Origin of the sequence: Variovorax sp. OK212, assembly GCF_900112425.1 — a bacterium.
GTDB lineage: Bacteria > Pseudomonadota > Gammaproteobacteria > Burkholderiales > Burkholderiaceae_C > Variovorax.
Genome location: NZ_FOLP01000007.1, coordinates 113,253 through 129,183 on the forward strand (window position 1 = coordinate 113,253; position 15,931 = coordinate 129,183).

Annotated in this window: 20 protein-coding genes; 12 read left to right on the forward strand and 8 right to left on the reverse strand. The window is 68.2% G+C overall.

Annotated elements, in window-relative coordinates; translation table 11 throughout:
* The first annotated feature begins 27 nt into the window (after positions 1 to 27).
* Genes BM004_RS21385 through BM004_RS21410 form a run of 6 tightly spaced genes read left to right on the forward strand, consistent with a single transcriptional unit; the run spans position 28 to position 6,277 of the window.
* Complete coding sequence (locus BM004_RS21385; RefSeq protein WP_093216519.1) at positions 28 to 1,065, forward strand: Bug family tripartite tricarboxylate transporter substrate binding protein; 1,038 nt, start codon at positions 28 to 30, stop codon at positions 1,063 to 1,065.
* 7 nt (positions 1,066 to 1,072) lie between these two features.
* A complete protein-coding gene (locus tag BM004_RS21390; RefSeq protein ID WP_371270157.1) occupies positions 1,073 to 2,059 on the forward strand; it encodes a Bug family tripartite tricarboxylate transporter substrate binding protein in 987 nt (328 codons plus the stop codon).
* 23 nt (positions 2,060 to 2,082) lie between these two features.
* Positions 2,083 to 3,321: a CaiB/BaiF CoA transferase family protein gene (locus BM004_RS21395; RefSeq protein WP_093216839.1), complete on the forward strand. Its 1,239-nt coding sequence runs from the start codon at positions 2,083 to 2,085 to the stop codon at positions 3,319 to 3,321.
* A complete protein-coding gene (locus BM004_RS21400) occupies positions 3,318 to 4,475 on the forward strand; it encodes an acyl-CoA dehydrogenase family protein (protein WP_093132159.1) in 1,158 nt (385 codons plus the stop codon). The genes BM004_RS21395 and BM004_RS21400 overlap by 4 nt, the downstream gene beginning before the upstream one ends.
* Positions 4,476 to 4,489: 14 nt before the next feature.
* A complete protein-coding gene (locus tag BM004_RS21405; protein WP_093216524.1) occupies positions 4,490 to 5,473 on the forward strand; it encodes an acyl-CoA dehydrogenase family protein in 984 nt (327 codons plus the stop codon).
* 12 nt (positions 5,474 to 5,485) lie between these two features.
* A complete protein-coding gene (locus BM004_RS21410; RefSeq protein WP_093216526.1) occupies positions 5,486 to 6,277 on the forward strand; it encodes a crotonase/enoyl-CoA hydratase family protein in 792 nt (263 codons plus the stop codon).
* A 66-nt stretch (positions 6,278 to 6,343) separates the two neighbouring features.
* Here BM004_RS21410 and BM004_RS21415 read toward each other — a convergent pair whose 3' ends face one another.
* The 4 genes from BM004_RS21415 to BM004_RS21430 all read right to left on the reverse strand — a co-directional run bounded on the left by BM004_RS21415 (position 6,344) and on the right by BM004_RS21430 (position 8,345).
* Positions 6,344 to 6,730 carry a hypothetical protein gene (locus BM004_RS21415; protein ID WP_093132165.1) on the reverse strand — a complete coding sequence of 129 codons (387 nt, stop codon included), beginning with the start codon at positions 6,728 to 6,730 and terminating at the stop codon, positions 6,344 to 6,346.
* Between the two features lie 144 nt (positions 6,731 to 6,874).
* Positions 6,875 to 7,246 carry a VOC family protein gene (locus tag BM004_RS21420; RefSeq protein ID WP_093216529.1) on the reverse strand — a complete coding sequence of 124 codons (372 nt, stop codon included), beginning with the start codon at positions 7,244 to 7,246 and terminating at the stop codon, positions 6,875 to 6,877.
* 34 nt (positions 7,247 to 7,280) lie between these two features.
* Entirely contained in the window at positions 7,281 to 8,003 is a 723-nt protein-coding gene (locus BM004_RS21425; RefSeq protein ID WP_093216531.1) for a helix-turn-helix transcriptional regulator, read from the reverse strand.
* A gap of 96 nt (positions 8,004 to 8,099) precedes the next feature.
* Complete coding sequence (locus BM004_RS21430; protein WP_093216534.1) at positions 8,100 to 8,345, reverse strand: hypothetical protein; 246 nt, start codon at positions 8,343 to 8,345, stop codon at positions 8,100 to 8,102.
* Between the two features lie 415 nt (positions 8,346 to 8,760).
* Here BM004_RS21430 and BM004_RS21435 point away from each other — a divergent pair, with 415 nt between their 5' ends.
* Positions 8,761 to 9,156, forward strand: coding sequence for a cupin domain-containing protein (locus BM004_RS21435; RefSeq protein WP_177206558.1), 396 nt, complete (start codon positions 8,761 to 8,763; stop codon positions 9,154 to 9,156).
* A 42-nt stretch (positions 9,157 to 9,198) separates the two neighbouring features.
* On the opposite strand, the gene BM004_RS21440 is transcribed toward BM004_RS21435, so the two are convergent.
* On the reverse strand, positions 9,199 to 9,837 hold the full coding sequence (locus BM004_RS21440; RefSeq protein ID WP_143072467.1) for a hypothetical protein: 639 nt from the start codon (positions 9,835 to 9,837) through the stop codon (positions 9,199 to 9,201).
* Between the two features lie 175 nt (positions 9,838 to 10,012).
* Here BM004_RS21440 and BM004_RS21445 point away from each other — a divergent pair, with 175 nt between their 5' ends.
* Positions 10,013 to 10,492 carry a cupredoxin domain-containing protein gene (locus BM004_RS21445; protein WP_093132178.1) on the forward strand — a complete coding sequence of 160 codons (480 nt, stop codon included), beginning with the start codon at positions 10,013 to 10,015 and terminating at the stop codon, positions 10,490 to 10,492.
* A 213-nt stretch (positions 10,493 to 10,705) separates the two neighbouring features.
* Entirely contained in the window at positions 10,706 to 11,086 is a 381-nt protein-coding gene (locus BM004_RS21450; RefSeq protein ID WP_093132180.1) for a helicase SNF2, read from the forward strand.
* A gap of 156 nt (positions 11,087 to 11,242) precedes the next feature.
* On the opposite strand, the gene BM004_RS21455 is transcribed toward BM004_RS21450, so the two are convergent.
* Both BM004_RS21455 and BM004_RS21460 read right to left on the reverse strand, forming a co-directional pair.
* Positions 11,243 to 11,632, reverse strand: a complete 390-nt coding sequence (locus BM004_RS21455) for a DUF427 domain-containing protein (protein ID WP_093132182.1) — start codon at positions 11,630 to 11,632, stop codon at positions 11,243 to 11,245.
* 271 nt (positions 11,633 to 11,903) lie between these two features.
* Positions 11,904 to 12,221: a DMT family transporter gene (locus BM004_RS21460; protein WP_093216541.1), complete on the reverse strand. Its 318-nt coding sequence runs from the start codon at positions 12,219 to 12,221 to the stop codon at positions 11,904 to 11,906.
* Positions 12,222 to 12,352: 131 nt separating this feature from the next.
* On the opposite strand from BM004_RS21460, the gene BM004_RS21465 reads away from it, so the two are divergent.
* From BM004_RS21465 to BM004_RS21475, 3 genes are all read left to right on the forward strand, one after another.
* Entirely contained in the window at positions 12,353 to 12,721 is a 369-nt protein-coding gene (locus BM004_RS21465; protein WP_093216544.1) for a winged helix-turn-helix transcriptional regulator, read from the forward strand.
* Positions 12,722 to 12,785: 64 nt separating this feature from the next.
* Entirely contained in the window at positions 12,786 to 13,769 is a 984-nt protein-coding gene (locus BM004_RS21470; protein ID WP_256219978.1) for a Bug family tripartite tricarboxylate transporter substrate binding protein, read from the forward strand.
* A gap of 50 nt (positions 13,770 to 13,819) precedes the next feature.
* On the forward strand, positions 13,820 to 14,563 hold the full coding sequence (locus BM004_RS21475) for an FABP family protein (protein ID WP_093216549.1): 744 nt from the start codon (positions 13,820 to 13,822) through the stop codon (positions 14,561 to 14,563).
* Positions 14,564 to 14,588: 25 nt separating this feature from the next.
* Here the strand turns inward: BM004_RS21475 and BM004_RS21480 are convergent, their stop codons facing one another.
* Positions 14,589 to 15,737, reverse strand: a complete 1,149-nt coding sequence (locus BM004_RS21480; protein ID WP_093216552.1) for an aromatic ring-hydroxylating oxygenase subunit alpha — start codon at positions 15,735 to 15,737, stop codon at positions 14,589 to 14,591.
* Positions 15,738 to 15,931: the final 194 nt, after the last annotated feature.

Here is a 15,931-nt window from a genome sequence, read left to right on the forward strand (position 1 = left end):
CAAAAACAGCAACGGAGACAAGAAGACATGCAGATCACCACCTCGGCTACATCGGCTACATCAGCCATTCCACGCGCTGCCCATCGGCGCACCTTCACGCTGGCCACCGGCGCCGCATTGCTCGGCTTCGCGTTCGCGAGCCCGGCCGCCTTCGCGCAAGGCCCCGCCGCCTATCCCGCCAAGCCCATCACCATGGTCGTGCCGTTCCCGCCCGGCGGCCCGACCGACCTGGTCGCGCGCGTGCTCGCGCAGAAGCTCGGCGAGCAGATGGGCCAGAGCATCCTGGTGGACAACCGCGGCGGCGCCAACGGCAACATCGGCGCGCAGGTGGTGGCCAAGGCGCCGGCCGACGGCTACACCATCCTCTACAACACCTCGTCGATCACGCTGAGCCCGGCGCTCTACAAGAGCGTGTCCTACGACGTGCAGAAAGACTTCGCCCCCGTCGCGCTGGTGGCCGTGGTGCCGCTCGCGCTGGTGGTGCACCCTTCGGTGCCCGCCAACAACGTCAAGGAGTTCGTGGCCTACGCCAAGGCGCATCCGGGCAAGCTGTCGTACGGCTCGGCGGGCAACGGCAACGTCACGCACCTGGGCGCGTTCCAGTTCGTGCAGGCCAACGGCATCGAGGCCACGCACGTGCCCTACAAGGGCAGTGCTCCGGCCGACGTCGACCTGGTGGGCAACCAGATCCAGTTCATGACCGACACCGTCAACTCGGTGATGGGCTTCGTGCGCGACAAGCGCCTGAAGATGCTGGCCGTGACCACCGGCAAGCGCATGTCGCTGTTCCCCGGCGTGCCCACGCTGGCCGAGTCGGGCATGCCCGGTTTCGAGGTGGGCGCATGGCAGGGCGTGATGGTGCCCGCGGGCACGCCGCCGGCGGTGGTGGAGAAGCTCAACGCCGAGATCGTCAAGGCCCTGAAGTCGCCCGACGTGCGCGAGCGCCTGGCGCTGCAGGGTGCCGAGCCGCTGGGTTCCTCGCCGCAGGAGTACGGCGACTACGTGAAGAAGGAGCTGGCCCGCTGGGCCGGCGTGGTCAAGGCCACGGGCGTGACGCTCGATTGAAGGAGAGATGCACATGTCCTTCAAGCCCCGACTCATCGCACCCCTGCTGGCCCTGGCCGCCGTGTTCAGCACCGGCCACGCCGCGGCGCAGGCTGCATCCGACTTCCCATCGAAGCCCATCAAGTTCGTCGTGCCGTTCCCGCCGGGCAGCGGCACCGACACCTCGGCGCGCTACTTCAGCCGCAAGCTCACCGAGCTCACGGGCCAGCCGGTGGTGGTCGAGAACAAGCCCGGCGCCAACGGCTTCATCGCCGTGAAGGCGGTGCTCTCCGCACCGGCCGACGGCTACACCGTTTTCGTCGGCAGCAACTCCACGCTCGCGGTGAACGTGGCGCTGTTCAAGGCGCTGCCCTACGACCCGGTGGCCGACCTGTCGCCGCTCACGATGATGATGCGATCGCCCGCGCTGCTCGTGGTACCCGGCAACTCCGAGTACAAGACGCTGCCCGAACTCATTGCGGGCGCCAGGGCCAAGCCCGGCGCGCTCAACTACGGCGCGGGCTCGGCCGGCTACCAGCTGATGTCCGAGCTCTTCAACGACGCGGCCAAGGTGCACACCGCCCACGTGCCGTTCAAGGGCGCGGGGGAGGCGGCGATCGCGGTGGTCTCGGGCACGGTGAACATGGCCTTTGCCGAGATCACCAGCGTGCAGGAGCTGGCCAAGTCGGGCAAGGTGCATGCGCTGGCCGTGGCGGCCGACAAGCGCGTGCCCGCGCTGCCTTCGGTGCCCACGGCCAGCGAAGGCGGCCTGCCGGGCTTTGCGGCCTACACCTGGGTCGGCGCGATGGTGTCGTCGAAGACGCCGAAGGCCGAGACCGACAAGCTGGCCGCCTTGCTCACCAGGATCGAACAGATGCCCGAGACCCGCGAGTTCTACGAGCGCATCGGCGCCGAGGTGATGCGCGGCGGCCCCGAGGAAATGCGTGCCTTCCAGGCCGCCGAGATCCAGCTTTGGAAACGCATCGCGGTCAAGGCCAACGTCGAGCAGCAATGAGCGAGCGCCATGAGGAGCCAGCCATGAAGAAGCAGCCCGCCGCGGGTGCGCTGTCGCACATTCGCGTACTCGACCTGTCGCGCGTGCTGGCCGGCCCCTGGGCCAGCCAGACGCTGGGCGACCTGGGTGCCGAGGTCATCAAGGTCGAGCGGCCCGGGCGCGGCGACGACACGCGCCTGTGGGGCCCGCCCTTTCTGAAAGACCGCGAGGGCGCCGACACGCGCGACTCGGCCTACTACCTGTGCGCCAACCGCAACAAGAAGTCGGTCGCGATCGACTTCACCACGCCGGCGGGGCAGGCGCTGGTGCGCGACATGGCCAGGCGGTGCGACGTGGTCATCGAGAACTTCAAGGTCGGCAGCCTCGCGCAGTACGGGCTCGACCACGCGTCGCTGCACGCCGTCAATCCGCGCCTGGTGTACTGCTCCATCACCGGCTTCGGCCACACCGGGCCGTATGCCGAGCGCGCGGGCTACGACTTCCTCATGCAGGGCATGGGCGGGCTCATGAGCATCACCGGCCGCGCCGACGGGGAAGAGGGCGCGGGCCCGGTGAAGGTGGGCGTGGCGCTCACCGACATCCTCACCGGGCTGTATGCGAGCACCGCCATCCTGGCCGCGCTGCAGTCGCGCGACCTCACGGGCGTGGGCCAGCACATCGACCTGGCGCTGCTCGACGTGCAGGTGGCATGCTTGGCCAATCAGGGCATGAACCACCTCTACGGCGGCTCGCCCCGGCGCATGGGCAACGCGCACCCCAACACCGTGCCGTACCAGGACTTTCCGACGCAGGATGGTTTCATGATCCTGGCCATCGGCAACGACGGCCAGTTCGGCAGCTTCTGCCGCGCCGCCGGCCATGCCGAATGGGCCGAGGACGCACGCTTCGGCACCAACGCCGACCGCATCGCCAACCGCGTGGCACTGATCGCGCTCATGCGCGCGCTCACCGTCACGCGCACCACGGCCGAGTGGATCGCGCTGTTCGAACAGGTGGGCGTGCCCTGCGGTCCCATCAACACCATCGCCGACGTGTTCGAAGATCCGCAGGTGAAGGCGCGCGGCACGAAGATCCACATGACGCACCCGGTGGCCGGCAAGATCCCGCTGGTGGCCAGCCCGCTGCGCATGTCGCAGACGCCGGTGCAGTACCGCCACGCGCCCCCGCTGCTGGGGCAGGACACGCAGGACGTGCTGCGCGACCTGATGGGCATGACGCCCGAGGCCGTGGCCGATTTGATGCAACAAGGAGTGGTGCAATGAGTGCATTGACCTCGCTGTCGATGACGGCGATTCCGCCCGAAGACGAGGCGCTGCGCGCGCCCGTGCGGGCCTTTCTGTCCGACGCGCTGGCCCATGTGCCGGCGCATGTGCGCGCCAAGTCGTGGTCGGGCTACGACAGCGCCTTCAGCCGTGAACTGGGCCGGCGCGGCTGGCTCGGCATCACGCTGCCCAAGGCCTACGGCGGCGGTGGCCGCAGCGCCTTCGCGCGCTACGTGCTGGTGGAAGAGTTCCTGAACTTCGGCGCGCCCGTGGGCTCGCACTGGATCGCCGACCGGCAGAGCGGTCCGCTCATCCTGAAGTACGGCACCGAGGCGCAGAAGCGCTTCTACCTGCCGCCCATCTGCCGCGGCGAATCTTTCTTCTGCATCGGCATGAGCGAGCCCAACGCCGGCTCCGACCTGGCCAGCGTGCGCACCCGCGCCGTGCGCACGGCCGAGGGCTTCACGCTGAACGGCCAGAAGATCTGGACCACCAACGCGCACCACTGCCAGTACATGATCGCGCTGGTGCGCACCTCCGGCGACGCGCAGGACCGGCAGAAGGGCCTGTCGCAGGTCATCGTCGACCTGTCGCTGCCCGGCGTCACCGTGCGGCCCATCACCGACCTGTCGGGCGACTCGCATTTCTGCGAGGTGTTCTTCGACAACGTGGCGCTCGCACCCGACGCGCTCATCGGCGAGGAGGGCAAGGGCTGGGAGCAGGTCACGGCCGAACTGGCCTTCGAGCGCAGCGGACCCGAGCGCCTGTTCTCCAGCATCGTGCTGTTCGACGAATGGCTGGCCTTCGTGCGCACCGAGGCGGGCCGCACGCCGGCTGCGGTGCGGCTGGCGGGCAAGATCCTGAGCCAGCTCGCGCCGCTGCGCGCCATGTCGCTGGCCGTCACCGAGAAGGTGGCGCAGGGCGGGAGCCCCATCGTCGAGGCGGCCCTCGTGAAAGACCTGGGCACCGGCGTGGAGCAGCTCATTCCCGCGGCCATTGCCGACGACCTCCATGCGCGAGACGGGCAGGACATACCGCTCGAGTTGCTGCGCACGCTCGACTACGTGACGCAGGTGGCGCCGTCGTTCTCGCTGCGCGGCGGCACGCGCGACATCCTGCGCGGAATGATTGCGCGCGGCCTCGGCCTGCGCTGAAAGGAACCCGGACGATGGACGAGATCTACATCGACGCCCTGCGTGGCGTGCTGAGCGACCGCTGCACGCTGCAAGCCGTGCGCGACATCGAAGGCGGGCAATCGCCCGAGGCGCTGTGGGAGGCGATCGAGGAATCGGGCTTCGCCGATGCGCTGCTGCCGGAGGCCGAGGGCGGCGCTGGCCTTTCGCTGGCCGAGGCGTTTCCCTTGCTCGAGCTCTGCGGTGCCTTCGTGGTGCCCGTGCCGCTGGCCGAGACCATGCTGGCGCGCGCGCTGCTGGCCCAGGCCGGCGTGCCGCGGCCCGGCGGCAGCATGGCGCTGGCGCAAGGCCGCATGCAGGGCGACGGCACGCTGGTGTGTGACCGCGTGAGCTTCGGCCGCGTGGCCGACTGGGTGCTCGCGGGCGTGGGCAAGACCTGCCTGCTGCTGCCGGCGGACGCAGCCACGCGCACCGCTGCGGTGTCGGCACTGGACGCCACGCTGGCGTGGCCGGCGTCGGCGCAGGCCGGGGCGCGAGCGGTGCCGGGCGTGGCCGACGTGCGCGTGCCGCTGGCCTGCGTGCTGGCCGCGCAGCTCGCGGGCGCGTTGATGAGCGTGTTCACGCGCACGCTGCAGTACGCCAACGACCGCAACCAGTTCGGCCGGCCCATCGGCAAGTTCCAGGCCATCCAGCACCAGCTCAGCGTCATTTCGGAACATGCCTTCGCTGCCCGCATGGCGGCGCAGATGGGTTGCAGCACCGACCGCCTGCGCGTGGCCATCGCCAAGGCCCGCACCAGCGAGGCCGCGCTCGAGGTGGCGGCGCTGAGCCATTCGATCCACGGCGCCATCGGCTTCACCGAGGAATTCGACCTGCAGGTGTACACGCGCCGCCTGCACACCTGGCGCCAGGCCGGCGGCTCGGAGTCGTACTGGCACGACGTGGTCGGCGGCGAGCTGGTCGACCGCCGCCAGGGCCTTGCGCTCGACCTCGTCCGCGACACCACCGACCTTGCCTGAAGGAGAACACCCATGACCACATTCCTGAAGACCGAGCGCGACGGCGCCATCCTCACGCTGACCATGAGCCAGCCCGAGACCCGCAATGCGCTCACGGGCAACAGCGCGGTCGACGAGATCGTGCAGGCCTGCGCCCAGGTCACGCTGGACCGCGGCATCCGCGTGGTGGTGCTCACCGGCGCCGGCCCCGTGTTCAGCTCGGGCGGCAACGTGAAGGACATGCAGCGCTACGAGAAAGAGGGCCTCTCGCCCGAGGTCATCCGCGAGGAGTACCGCAACGGCATCCAGCGCCTGCCCAAGGCGCTGTACAACCTCGACGTGCCCGTCATCGCGGCGGTGAACGGCCCCGCCGTGGGCGCGGGCATGGACCTGACCTGCATGTGCGACATCCGCATCGCGTCGGAGAGGGCGACCTTCGCCGAGAGCTTCGTCAAGGTCGGCATCGTGCCGGGCGACGGCGGCGCGTGGCTGCTGCCGCGCGTGGTGGGCATGTCGAAGGCCTCGGAGATGGCGTTCACCGGTGACGCGCTCGACGCGCAGGAGGCGCTGGCCTGCGGCCTGGTGTCGCGCGTGGTGCCGCATGAAGCGCTGATGGCAGAGAGCCTGAAGCTCGCGGCGCGCATTGCCGCCAACCCGGGCGGCGTGCTGCGCATGACCAAGCGGCTGCTGCGCGAAGGCGAACGCAGCACGCTCGAATCGCTGCTTGAAATGTCGGCGGGCTACCAGGCGATCGCGCACATGACCGGCGATCACCGCGAGGCTGTGCGTGCGTTCGTCGAGAAGCGGCCGCCGCAGTTTGAGTGAGCGGGCGGCTCTTCCTGTAACGCACAGGAGAGGCTCGGCCGATGCGCTCCCGATGGGAAGTCGGCTTCAGGGGCGCTTCTGCAGTTCCTTCATCAGCTTGTCGGCGAGGAAGAACATCGGCGTGCGAGGTTCGTCCTTGCAAGCCTTGTCCAGCCAGGCCGAAATCCTGACGGCCGACGGCAATGCCACCGCCGTCTTGGGGTCGGCGTAAGCGTGGGTCATGTTCGCACCCGAGAGATAGCCTTGCATCCAGGTGACGGTGAGGTATTCGTCGACTCTTCTGGTGGCGTCCCGGTTTGCCGCCCGCGCAGCAACCCACCGGTCGCAGCTGTCGTCATCGGTTGCGATGCCCACGACGACATCGTCGCCGGGTGCGATCGCCGCATTGGCGGCTCCGGTCGTCAAGAGAGTGATTGCAAGGACGGCGGCGGCAAAGAGGTGTGGATGGGTCATGCGCAGATTTTCCCTGATGCCCCGACGAGTTTTACGCGGCAGTCGCCGGCCTTGCCGCTGCCGCGTCATTGGAACTGCTCAGCTCACCGCGCAGCCCATGTCCGCAAGCAGCCAGGCAGCACATGCCTGTGCACAGCACTTGCATCAAGGCAGCGGGCGAGAAAAAACGTTCACCAGGCTGCCGTCCGGGTCCCGCAGCAGCAGCGAGCGGTTGCCCCAAGGCATCGTCGTGGGTTCTTGAACGACCTTGGCGGAAGTCGGCAGCGACGACAGCAAGGCATCCACATCCTCGACCTCGAATTCGAGAATTGCCGACCGGTTGGCTGCCGCGGGCGCGGCGCCTGCGTTGAAGCGCTGGATCAGTTGCTGCGCGCTGATCGCGAGTGTCGCGCCGGGCAACCGCAGTTCGCAGAAGCCGTCGGCAAGATGCATGGCGGGCACGCCGGACAAGCGGGTGTAAAAGGAGGCGAGACGTTCGACGTCGTTCGTCACAAGGCGGACCGAGGCAAATTTCAAGGGGGTTCTCCCGCTGTTGGAATGAGCCGCGAGTCTAGAAAAGCATGCTGTCAGATTCCGGCAGTATGGTGAGCCCGCTGGCCGCGAGCGTTCGGCGCCATTCGTCCAGCAGAACCTCCGGCCGCCGCGGCGAAGGCTCGTCGAGCGGCTCCAGTTCAACGATTCGGTCGGCATGGAAATTCCGGAAGTCGCCGCGCAGCTCGCACCAGGCCGCCAACACCCGCGCCTGCTCGAAATACACCACGGCGAATGGCCAGATCACCCGGTGCGAAACCGCATCCTGCTTGTCACGGTAGGTGAGCTTCAGCTTGAGGCCATCGCGTATCGCCGCGCGCATCGGCTCGAGCGCCGCGGCGGTCGACACCTGTCGCAAGCTGGTGCCCACGAGCAGCGCGGAGGTTTCCAGCTCACGCCGCAAGGCGCGGGGAAGCACGGCGGCGATGCGTGCCGCGGCGTCGCGTGCGCCCGCCGCAAGGGCCGGGCCACCGCGCTCGGCCACCCAGCGCATGCCCAGCATCAGCGCTTCGATCTCGACCGAGCGAAACATGAGCGGCGGCAGCACGAAGCCAGGCTTGAGCACGTAGCCGAACCCTGGCTCCCCGTCGATCTCGGCACCTTGCGCCTTCAGGCTCGCGATGTCCCGGTACAACGTTCGCAGGCTCACGTCCATCTCGCGCGCCAGCGCCTGTCCGCTGACGGGCCCGCGCTGGCGACGCAGGACCTGCATGAGTTGCAAGAGACGTTCGGATCGCGACATCGCGCGATGTTAGGGCAGTGGAACAAGCGTCCGTTCTCAGGCGCTTCAGTCGGCGTGGCGGGCGACAGCAATGGCGCGCGAAGCAGTCACTGCGACTCAGCCGCGATCGAAGAAAACCCCCACGCAGAGCGCCACGCCCGCGACGTAGAGCAACCAGGTCTGCGCAACTGCATAGGGATAGAGCATCAGCGCGACGCCGAGCCATTTGCTGCGCCGGCGGCCGGCGCGCTTTCCGCGGCGGTACACGGCGATTCCGATGAGGCCGAAGAGGACGGCCCCGAAGATGTACGCCGGGCTCGGGAGCGAGATGCCGAGCGACTGCAGTGTCTGCAAGCTGTCCATGGGTGTCAGGCCAGGAAGGTGGAGGGTACTGATCCGTACGCCCGTGGCGTGATGCCGGCCACGAGGAGGCGTTTCGACCGAGCATCCCGAACGGGCAAAGAAAAACCCGCCGGAGCGGGTCAATGACAGCCCCCGAGGGAGGGAGGAGGAGAAGAAAAGCGGGCTGCCGGGGAACAGTGTCTGTTGTGGAACTTAGGGGAGACTTAAGTGGATGGGCGATCGGTATTGGCGCGCAGGGAGAGCCGTCATGAGCCGTCTCGCATCCCGGCAGCCCGCGGCAGCCGCCGTGGCCCATCGCAGGCCCGGCGTTTCCGGTGGTCAGTGGCAAGTAAGCAGCAGGTAGGGACACTGCCGCATCGGACGGCCCGTGCCGTCCTCAGGAGGCCAGATGAAAAGCGCTACTTTTTGCTTGCCCATGGCCGCCGTCGCCGGCGTCGGCTTTGCACTCCTCATGCATGCGCCGATCGGGAATGCGCAGCAGACCCAGGGGCCTTCCGAGGGCAAGGGCTCGAGCACGGCGGCGCTTGCAAGCATCGATCTCGCGGCGGAATTCGAGGGCGGCCTGGGGCGTCAGCTTCGAGCGAGACTCGTGACGATCGAGCCGGGCGGGCACACCGCGTTCCACAGTCACACGGATCGCCCGACGTTGGAGTACGTCGTGCAAGGCGACGTCGTCGAGATTCGCAACGGCGTGGAGATTGCGCATCACCAGGGCGAAATGGTTCGCGCCGCCCACGATGTGTCGCATTGGTGGGAGAACCGGGGAACGGTGCCCGTGCTTTTGCTGCCGGTGGATGTCTTCAGGCCTTGAGTGCGCGGCACGAGGTGCCGATCGGCGCTGCGTCACGCAAGCTCAGGCCCGGCGCCGCCTCGGATCGGGAAAGCGCTCCCTCAGCGTCGGCGTGGGCCACGCCTCGTCGGCCGACGAGCTCAGTCCTGCCAGTGTCCACACCGCGTCCGCGTCGCGCCGTTCGAGGTCGCGCATGAGGCTGGCGAGCGCCTTGCTGTCTTTCAGCCGGTCGGTCTCGGCAAGGTCGCTGCGCAGCCAAGGCTCGGCATCGGCCGCATCCGGCAGGCCCTGCGTGCGCAGCAGGATGTGGCCGGGAAAGCGCTGCGCAACGAGCGCCTCGAAGGCTTCGTAGATCGGGCGGTAGCGCTCGCCGATGGCCGCGATCACGGCCTCGCGCCGGCTCGCCAGGCGCGACACGGCGCTGGCGTTGTCCGTGACGAGGTAGGGGTAGGTGGCGTCGGGCCCGAAGTCGTCCAGGCATTCGTCGCGATCGGCCGCGGCGTCTTCGTCGCCGATGTCGTACCCGTCGATGAAGCGCGCATGCCGAATGTCGCTCTCGCCGAACATGGCTCGCCAGAACAATGGGAAGAAGGCGTTGGCCTCCAGCTCGGTGCCGTCGCCGAAGAAGCCTTGCCATTCGTTGCGGCTGCCCTCGGGCATGCGGGGCAGGGTCGAGCTGGACAGGTAGACAGGGTGTGACATGCGTTGCGCTCCTCTGTGTGTGCCCACCGGGGGGCGAGCGCGATCTTACGGACGGGGCGCGGCGATTACAGCTTTGTCATCTGGCTGTCGGGCAAGCGGTGGATTGGGTTTCTAGAGTGCGATGCGTGCCGCTCCTTTTCGCTCCTTCCACTCCTTGCCGCTCACCAGGAACACCATGAAACACGCACTTCGCACCTCCGCGCTCTCGACCTTGCTCGCCATGGCCGCAGCCGGCGCCGCCGCATCGGGCTCGCATGCCGACGCCATCGGTGAACCCGGCGTGCCGGCCAAGGCCACGCGCACGGTGCAGGTCGACATGACCGACGGCATGCGCTTCACGCCCGCCGATGTTCGCGTGAAGCAGGGCGAGACCGTGCGCTTCGTGGTGAAGAACGCGGGCCAGCTGAAGCACGAGCTGGTGCTGGGCACCGAGCAGAGCCTGAAGGCGCACTACGAGGCCATGAAGAAGAACCCCGAGATGGAACATGCCGAGCCGAACATGGTGACGCTGGCGCCGGGCAAGACCGGCGAGGTCGTCTGGCGGTTCACGCACGCGGGAAAGGTCGATTTCGGCTGCCTGCAGCCGGGCCACTACGACGCGGGCATGAAGGGCGCGGTGACCGTCGCGGCCTTGCCCGCGGTCGACCGCCGGTAGCGTGCCAACCGGAAGCCGCCACTGCGCCCCGCCGCATGCAAACGGCGGTTGAAGAGGGCCGGAAGAACGGCCGCGATTGTTTCCGTCGCATGAACACCGCGGTTCTTTTTGCCTAGGGTTTTTACCTAATCAGCGGCGCACAATTCATCTCATGGACCAGCCCTTCAGCTGATCCAGGTAGCAAGAAACCTAAACCAATTGAAGGAAATCCAAATGACCGCCTCGAAGCTCCTCTCCGCCATCTCCATCGCCCTGCTGGCCGCCGCCGGTGCCGCTCATGCCGAAAGCTATGACGGTGTGCATCAACTGACCTCGGCCACCAGCCGTGCCGACGTCGCCAGCCAGGCCGTGGTCGCTGCACGCAGCGGCAACCCCTACGCAGACGGCGCCAACCAGGGCCCGGTGCAACTGATCGCCTCGACCACCAGCCGCGCCGCCGTCCGCGCCGAAGCCGTGGCCGCCGCGCACAGCGAGAACCCGTACGCCGAAGGCGTGACCTCGCGTGTCGCCCCGGTGCTGGCCAGCGGCCTCGACCGCTCCAGCGTGCGCGCCGCAGCCCGTGCTGCTGCACGTGGCGACGCGTTGCCGCTGTAAATTCGCCGACGCTGCCTCGCCTTGCCGGCGAGCGCAGGCGAACGAACAAAGGAAAAGCCGGACCCTGCGAAAGCGGGGCCCGGCTTTTTCCTGTCTGTGAGGCAGAGGAGGTTGAAGAGGGAGAGGAGGGAGAGAGCTGAGAGCGGTGCCGCCGTCTCAGGCAACCCGCTCTTCGATCGGCCCCACGCGGTCCGGATAGAACGCCACGTGGTCCTTGATCTGCGAGACCGGGTCGTACGGTGCTTCGTAGGTCCACACGGCATTCACCGAGCGTTCGCCGCCGGCCGGAATGCTGTAGTAGTTGCACTCGCCCTTGTACGGGCAGTACGTGGCGTGCGACGTGCGCTCGAGCAGCGCCATCTTCACGTCCTTGCGCGGGATGTAGTGCACGGTGCCGAAGTGCGACTCGCGCAGCGTGAGCGCCTCGCGCGTGTCGGCGACGACGCACCCGTCGACCGACACGATCACGCGCAACGGATTGAGCGAGATGTTGATGGCATGGTCGGGGCCGGGGGTCTTGATCGTGCGTTCTGGCGTAGCGAACATAGGCAGGCTCCTTCGTTCAAGTCGGGCTGACGCAAGCATCGGCGGATGCGCATCTTGCCGCGATGGCGCAACGGTTTGAAGCCCCCTCGTAATCGGCCCATTGGCAGCATGGTTAAAGGCCGGATGGCCATCGGAATGGCTCTGGAAGCCTTTCGACCTCATTTTGAGATTCCGGACTGGTGGCTTCACTGGAGCGCAAGCGCGCGCCCCTCTGAGCGGCTTCTGATACACGCCGGGCGCGGCCGTGGCCCTTGTTTCCTTGTGTTGCACTTCAGCCGTCGGCGAGCCGCAGGCCCACCGTGCCGCCGACGACCAGCGCGACGCAGCCGAGCCTTGCCGCGGACAACGCCTCGCCGAAGAACAGCGCGCCCATCAGCACCACGCCGACCGAGCCGATGCCGGTCCATACCGCGTAGGCCGGGCCGAGCGGCAGGTAGCGCAGCGCGCGCGCCAGCAGGTAGATGCTGACGAGCGCGGTGAGCACGCCGACAACCGACGGCACGGGCCGCGTCCAGTCTTCCGATTGCTTGAGCGCGGCGGCCATGGCGATCTCGACGAGACCGGCCGCCAGGAGAAATACCCAGCCCATGAAAAAACTCCTTCGATGTTGTCGGGGTGCAAGGCGCAAGCCGATAATTCCGGCCCGGGCACCGGGCCGCAAGTACGCACCTTTTGGTAACCATGGAAAAGCCAGGCATGCCGACGAAGAATTCCGAAGCTATGGCAGACAGCACCCTCGACGAAGCCCCCGCCGACGTGTGGAACGCCGGCTGCCCCTCGCGCCGCGTGCTCGCGCTCGTCGCCAACAAGTGGGCGCTGCTGGTGATCCCGCTGCTGCGCGGCAAGCCGCGGCGCAACAACGAACTGCTGCGCCAGGTCGGCGGCATCTCGCAGAAGATGCTCACGCAGACCTTGCGCGACCTCGAGCTCAACGGGCTGGTGTTGCGCGAAGACCGCCAGACGGTGCCGCCGCACGTCGAGTACCGGCTCAGCCCGCTCGGCCTGTCGCTGAGCCGCACGCTCATCGCGGTGGACCGCTGGGCCGAGGCGAACCATGCGCAGATCGATGCGGCACGCCGCCATCGGTGATACCTTCGCGCCAAGACCCGAGCGACCATCGAGCCACCCCGCGCGCCCCCTCGAAAGAACCGAAGTGAAGAAGCACCTCAAGCTCGCCGCGTTCCTGCTTGCCGGCCTGTTCTCCAGCCTCGCGGCCCTGAGCGTCTGGGCGCAGGAGTGGCCCTCGCGGCCCGTGCGCATCATCGTGCCCGCGCCCGCGGGCAGCTCGCTCGACCTCATCGCGCGCACCCTGGCCGACCGCCTGCGCGTGATGTGGAAGCAGCCCGTGGTGATCGAGACCAAGGCCGGCGCGGGCGGCCTGATCGGCATGGACGCGGTGGCCAAGGCGCCGCACGACGGCTACACGCTGGGCATCGGCTTCAACGGCCCCATCGCCTTCGGGCCCTACATGTACGCCCGCATGCCGTATGCGCCCGCGCGCGACCTGGTGCCGATCGTGCTGACCACCTCGCAGCCCAACGTGCTCGCGGTGCAGGCCGACAACCCCGCCAACACGCTCGCCGAGTTCGTCGACTGGGCCAGGAAGCGCGGCGACCGTTTCAGTTATGCGTCGGTGGGTGCGGGAAGTTCGTCGCACCTGACGATGGAGCTGTTTCGCAGCGTGGCGCACATCGAGGCGGTGCACGTGCCGTACGCGGGTTCGCCGCCCGCGGGCCTGTCGCTCGCGGCGGGCGACACGCAGGCGCTCTTCACCGTGGCGCCCGCGCTGCTGCCGCTGATCCAGGGGCACCGCGTGAAGCTCATCGCCGTGACCAGCGCGCAGCGCTCCGAACTCATGAAAGACCTGCCCACCGTGGCCGAGTCGGGCTACCCGGGTTTCGAGTCGCTCGCATGGAACGGTTTCTTCACCGGCAGCGGCACGCCCGGCGAGGTGGTGCGGCGCATCAACGCCGACGTCAACACCGTGCTGAAGGAGCCGGCCGTGCGCGAGCTGCTGGCCAACCAGGGGCTGGTGGCGGGCGGCGGCTCGCCGGAAGAGTTCAGGGCCTTCATCGACAGCGAAGGCCGCAAGTGGGGCGCGACCATCGCCAAGATCGGCATCCGCCTGGATCAGTGACACTCGCGGCGTTCGCGCACATTGCCGTCCCACGCATTTCAGGAAAAAACATGGACACCTTTCCCGACGACATCTACACCGAACCCGAGCCCGACCCGCACACGCTCGCCAACCTCGGCCCGCTCACGGGCCTGGCGGGCATCTGGCTCGGCACCTCCGGCCACGACGTGAGCCCGAAGGCCGACGGCCCCGAAGCCGAGGCCTACATCGAGCACGCGGAGTTCCAGCCCATCGACGCGCAGACCAACGGCCCGCAGATCTTCTACGGCCTGCGCTACCACCTGCGCATCGTGAAGCCCGACGACGTGGAGACCTTTCACGACCAGGTCGGCTACTGGCTCTGGGAGCCCGCCACGGGCGCGCTGGTGCAGACGCTGTCGATTCCGCGCGGCCTCACGGCCATGGCCACGGGCCATGCCAAGGCCACCGACCGCAGCTTCAGGCTCGAGGCCGTGCGCGGCGGCGAGACCAACGGCATCCTGGCCAACCCGTTCCTGGAGCACGCCTTCAAGACGCTGCGCTACACCATCGACGTGTCGCTCAACGCCGACGGCAGCTGGTCCTACGAGCAGGTGACGGTGCTGAGCGTGCGCGGCCAGGCCGAGCCCTTCAGCCACACCGACCGCAACACGCTGCGCAAGATCGGCGAGCCCACGCCGAACCCGACCGCGGTGGCTGCGATGGCGGCGATCGCGCGGCAGGTGCAAGAGGTGCTAGACGTGCAAGACGCCCAAGAGGTGCAGAAGAAGGCCACCGGCGCGGCCAGCATGGACGCCGAGGCCGAGCCGGCCTGAACCCCGCGAACCCCGCGAACCTTGCTCAGGCCCGCAGCGCCGCCTCCACGTCGGCGTGAAATCTGGCCGAGCACCACTCGGTCGCACCGAAGTACAGCGACGGCTGCGCACCGCTCGCCAGCGTCGACTGTGCCGACACGCCGAGCGCGAAGTCTTCGTCGAGCGCACCCCAGAACGAGGCCACGTTCTTGCGCCAGTGGTTCTGCGACTTCTCCGTCTTCGGCAGCTCCGGAATCAGCGTGCTCGCGATCACGCGCGAGCGGCCCGGCGATTCCGGCAGCACGGTGAAGGCGTTGGCGTGGTCGCCTTCGTGCAGGATGAAGGTCGCCGGAAAGAAGAAATAGATGATGTTCGAGTGCGGCCCCACCCGCCACTCCTGCGAGGGTGTGCCGCGCAGGCTTTCGATGCTGCGCTTGGGCAGGAAGAGGCGATGGTGCTGGCGGTCGTGGTCGGCCATCAGCAGGTTGTCGTAGAACAGCGCCGCGATGCTGTTGCGGTGCGCGTACTGGAAGTGATAGGTCTCCAGGTTCGCCTCGAACGGAATCTTCCAGTTGGCCGCGTTGTCGAACGCGTGCTCGTGAAAGGGCTGCCAGCTGTCGTAGCCCCAGGAGCGCAGGTCGGTGCCGAAGCGGCCGAGCCAGGCGCCGATGTCGATCGTGGTGCTCTCACCCTCGGCCACCGCGCGCGGAATGGCCCACACGAAACCCAGCGCTTCGGCCACCGGCACGCGTGCCAGGCTGCACGCCGAGGCCGGCGCATGCGGAAAGTCTTCTTCCGCGGGGCGGCCGCGCAGCGTGCCGTCGAGCGCATAGGTCCAGCTGTGGTACGGGCACACGAGCGCGCGCTGGCTCGACGCGCCGGGCGGCTTGAGCCGCGCCCCGCGGTGGCGGCAGGCGTTGACGAAGCCCGAGAGTTTGCCGTCCGGCCCGCGCACGAACAGCAGCGGCAGGCCCGCCACGTCGATGGCGAATGAATCGCCCGCGTTCGCCAGCGAGGCCGAGGGGCACAGCGCGAGCGGATGGCGCCTGAAGATGCACGCCACCTCCTGCTCGTGGCGCTCCGGGTCGAGGTAGCGCGACACCGGGCTCACGGCCGGCTCGCCGCGCTCGCTGCCGCCGGTGTCGATGAGCGCGAGCGCGCGCCGGATCAATGCGATCTGTTCTTCATGCTGCATGCGCGTGTGCCATCGAAGTGGCCTCCGTGGGGTCGTTTGGGGGGGACGGACGGGATGTGGCGTGGTGCGGCCATTGTGGCGAGCGCCGCGTCCGGTGGCTTGCTTCAACTGGTCACGCGCGGGCGCGGCCCTGCGATGGCAAAGCCGGGTTTGCCGGCTTCATCAAGAAAAGAAAGGGAGCACCGATGAACGAC

Bases quoted from the DNA above. Each gene is read 5' to 3' on its own strand.
- BM004_RS21385 (WP_093216519.1), top strand. From the start codon at position 28: ATGCAGATCACCACCTCGGCTACATCGGCTACATCAGCCATTCCACGC.
- BM004_RS21390 (WP_371270157.1), top strand. From the start codon at position 1,073: ATGCACATGTCCTTCAAGCCCCGACTCATCGCACCCCTGCTGGCCCTG.
- BM004_RS21395 (WP_093216839.1), top strand. From the start codon at position 2,083: ATGAAGAAGCAGCCCGCCGCGGGTGCGCTGTCGCACATTCGCGTACTC.
- BM004_RS21400 (WP_093132159.1), top strand. From the start codon at position 3,318: ATGAGTGCATTGACCTCGCTGTCGATGACGGCGATTCCGCCCGAAGAC.
- BM004_RS21405 (WP_093216524.1), top strand. From the start codon at position 4,490: ATGGACGAGATCTACATCGACGCCCTGCGTGGCGTGCTGAGCGACCGC.
- BM004_RS21410 (WP_093216526.1), top strand. From the start codon at position 5,486: ATGACCACATTCCTGAAGACCGAGCGCGACGGCGCCATCCTCACGCTG.
- BM004_RS21415 (WP_093132165.1), bottom strand. From the start codon at position 6,730: ATGACCCATCCACACCTCTTTGCCGCCGCCGTCCTTGCAATCACTCTC.
- BM004_RS21425 (WP_093216531.1), bottom strand. From the start codon at position 8,003: ATGTCGCGATCCGAACGTCTCTTGCAACTCATGCAGGTCCTGCGTCGC.
- BM004_RS21430 (WP_093216534.1), bottom strand. From the start codon at position 8,345: ATGGACAGCTTGCAGACACTGCAGTCGCTCGGCATCTCGCTCCCGAGC.
- BM004_RS21435 (WP_177206558.1), top strand. From the start codon at position 8,761: ATGGCCGCCGTCGCCGGCGTCGGCTTTGCACTCCTCATGCATGCGCCG.
- BM004_RS21440 (WP_143072467.1), bottom strand. From the start codon at position 9,837: ATGTCACACCCTGTCTACCTGTCCAGCTCGACCCTGCCCCGCATGCCC.
- BM004_RS21445 (WP_093132178.1), top strand. From the start codon at position 10,013: ATGAAACACGCACTTCGCACCTCCGCGCTCTCGACCTTGCTCGCCATG.
- BM004_RS21450 (WP_093132180.1), top strand. From the start codon at position 10,706: ATGACCGCCTCGAAGCTCCTCTCCGCCATCTCCATCGCCCTGCTGGCC.
- BM004_RS21455 (WP_093132182.1), bottom strand. From the start codon at position 11,632: ATGTTCGCTACGCCAGAACGCACGATCAAGACCCCCGGCCCCGACCAT.
- BM004_RS21460 (WP_093216541.1), bottom strand. From the start codon at position 12,221: ATGGGCTGGGTATTTCTCCTGGCGGCCGGTCTCGTCGAGATCGCCATG.
- BM004_RS21465 (WP_093216544.1), top strand. From the start codon at position 12,353: ATGGCAGACAGCACCCTCGACGAAGCCCCCGCCGACGTGTGGAACGCC.
- BM004_RS21475 (WP_093216549.1), top strand. From the start codon at position 13,820: ATGGACACCTTTCCCGACGACATCTACACCGAACCCGAGCCCGACCCG.
- BM004_RS21480 (WP_093216552.1), bottom strand. From the start codon at position 15,737: ATGCAGCATGAAGAACAGATCGCATTGATCCGGCGCGCGCTCGCGCTC.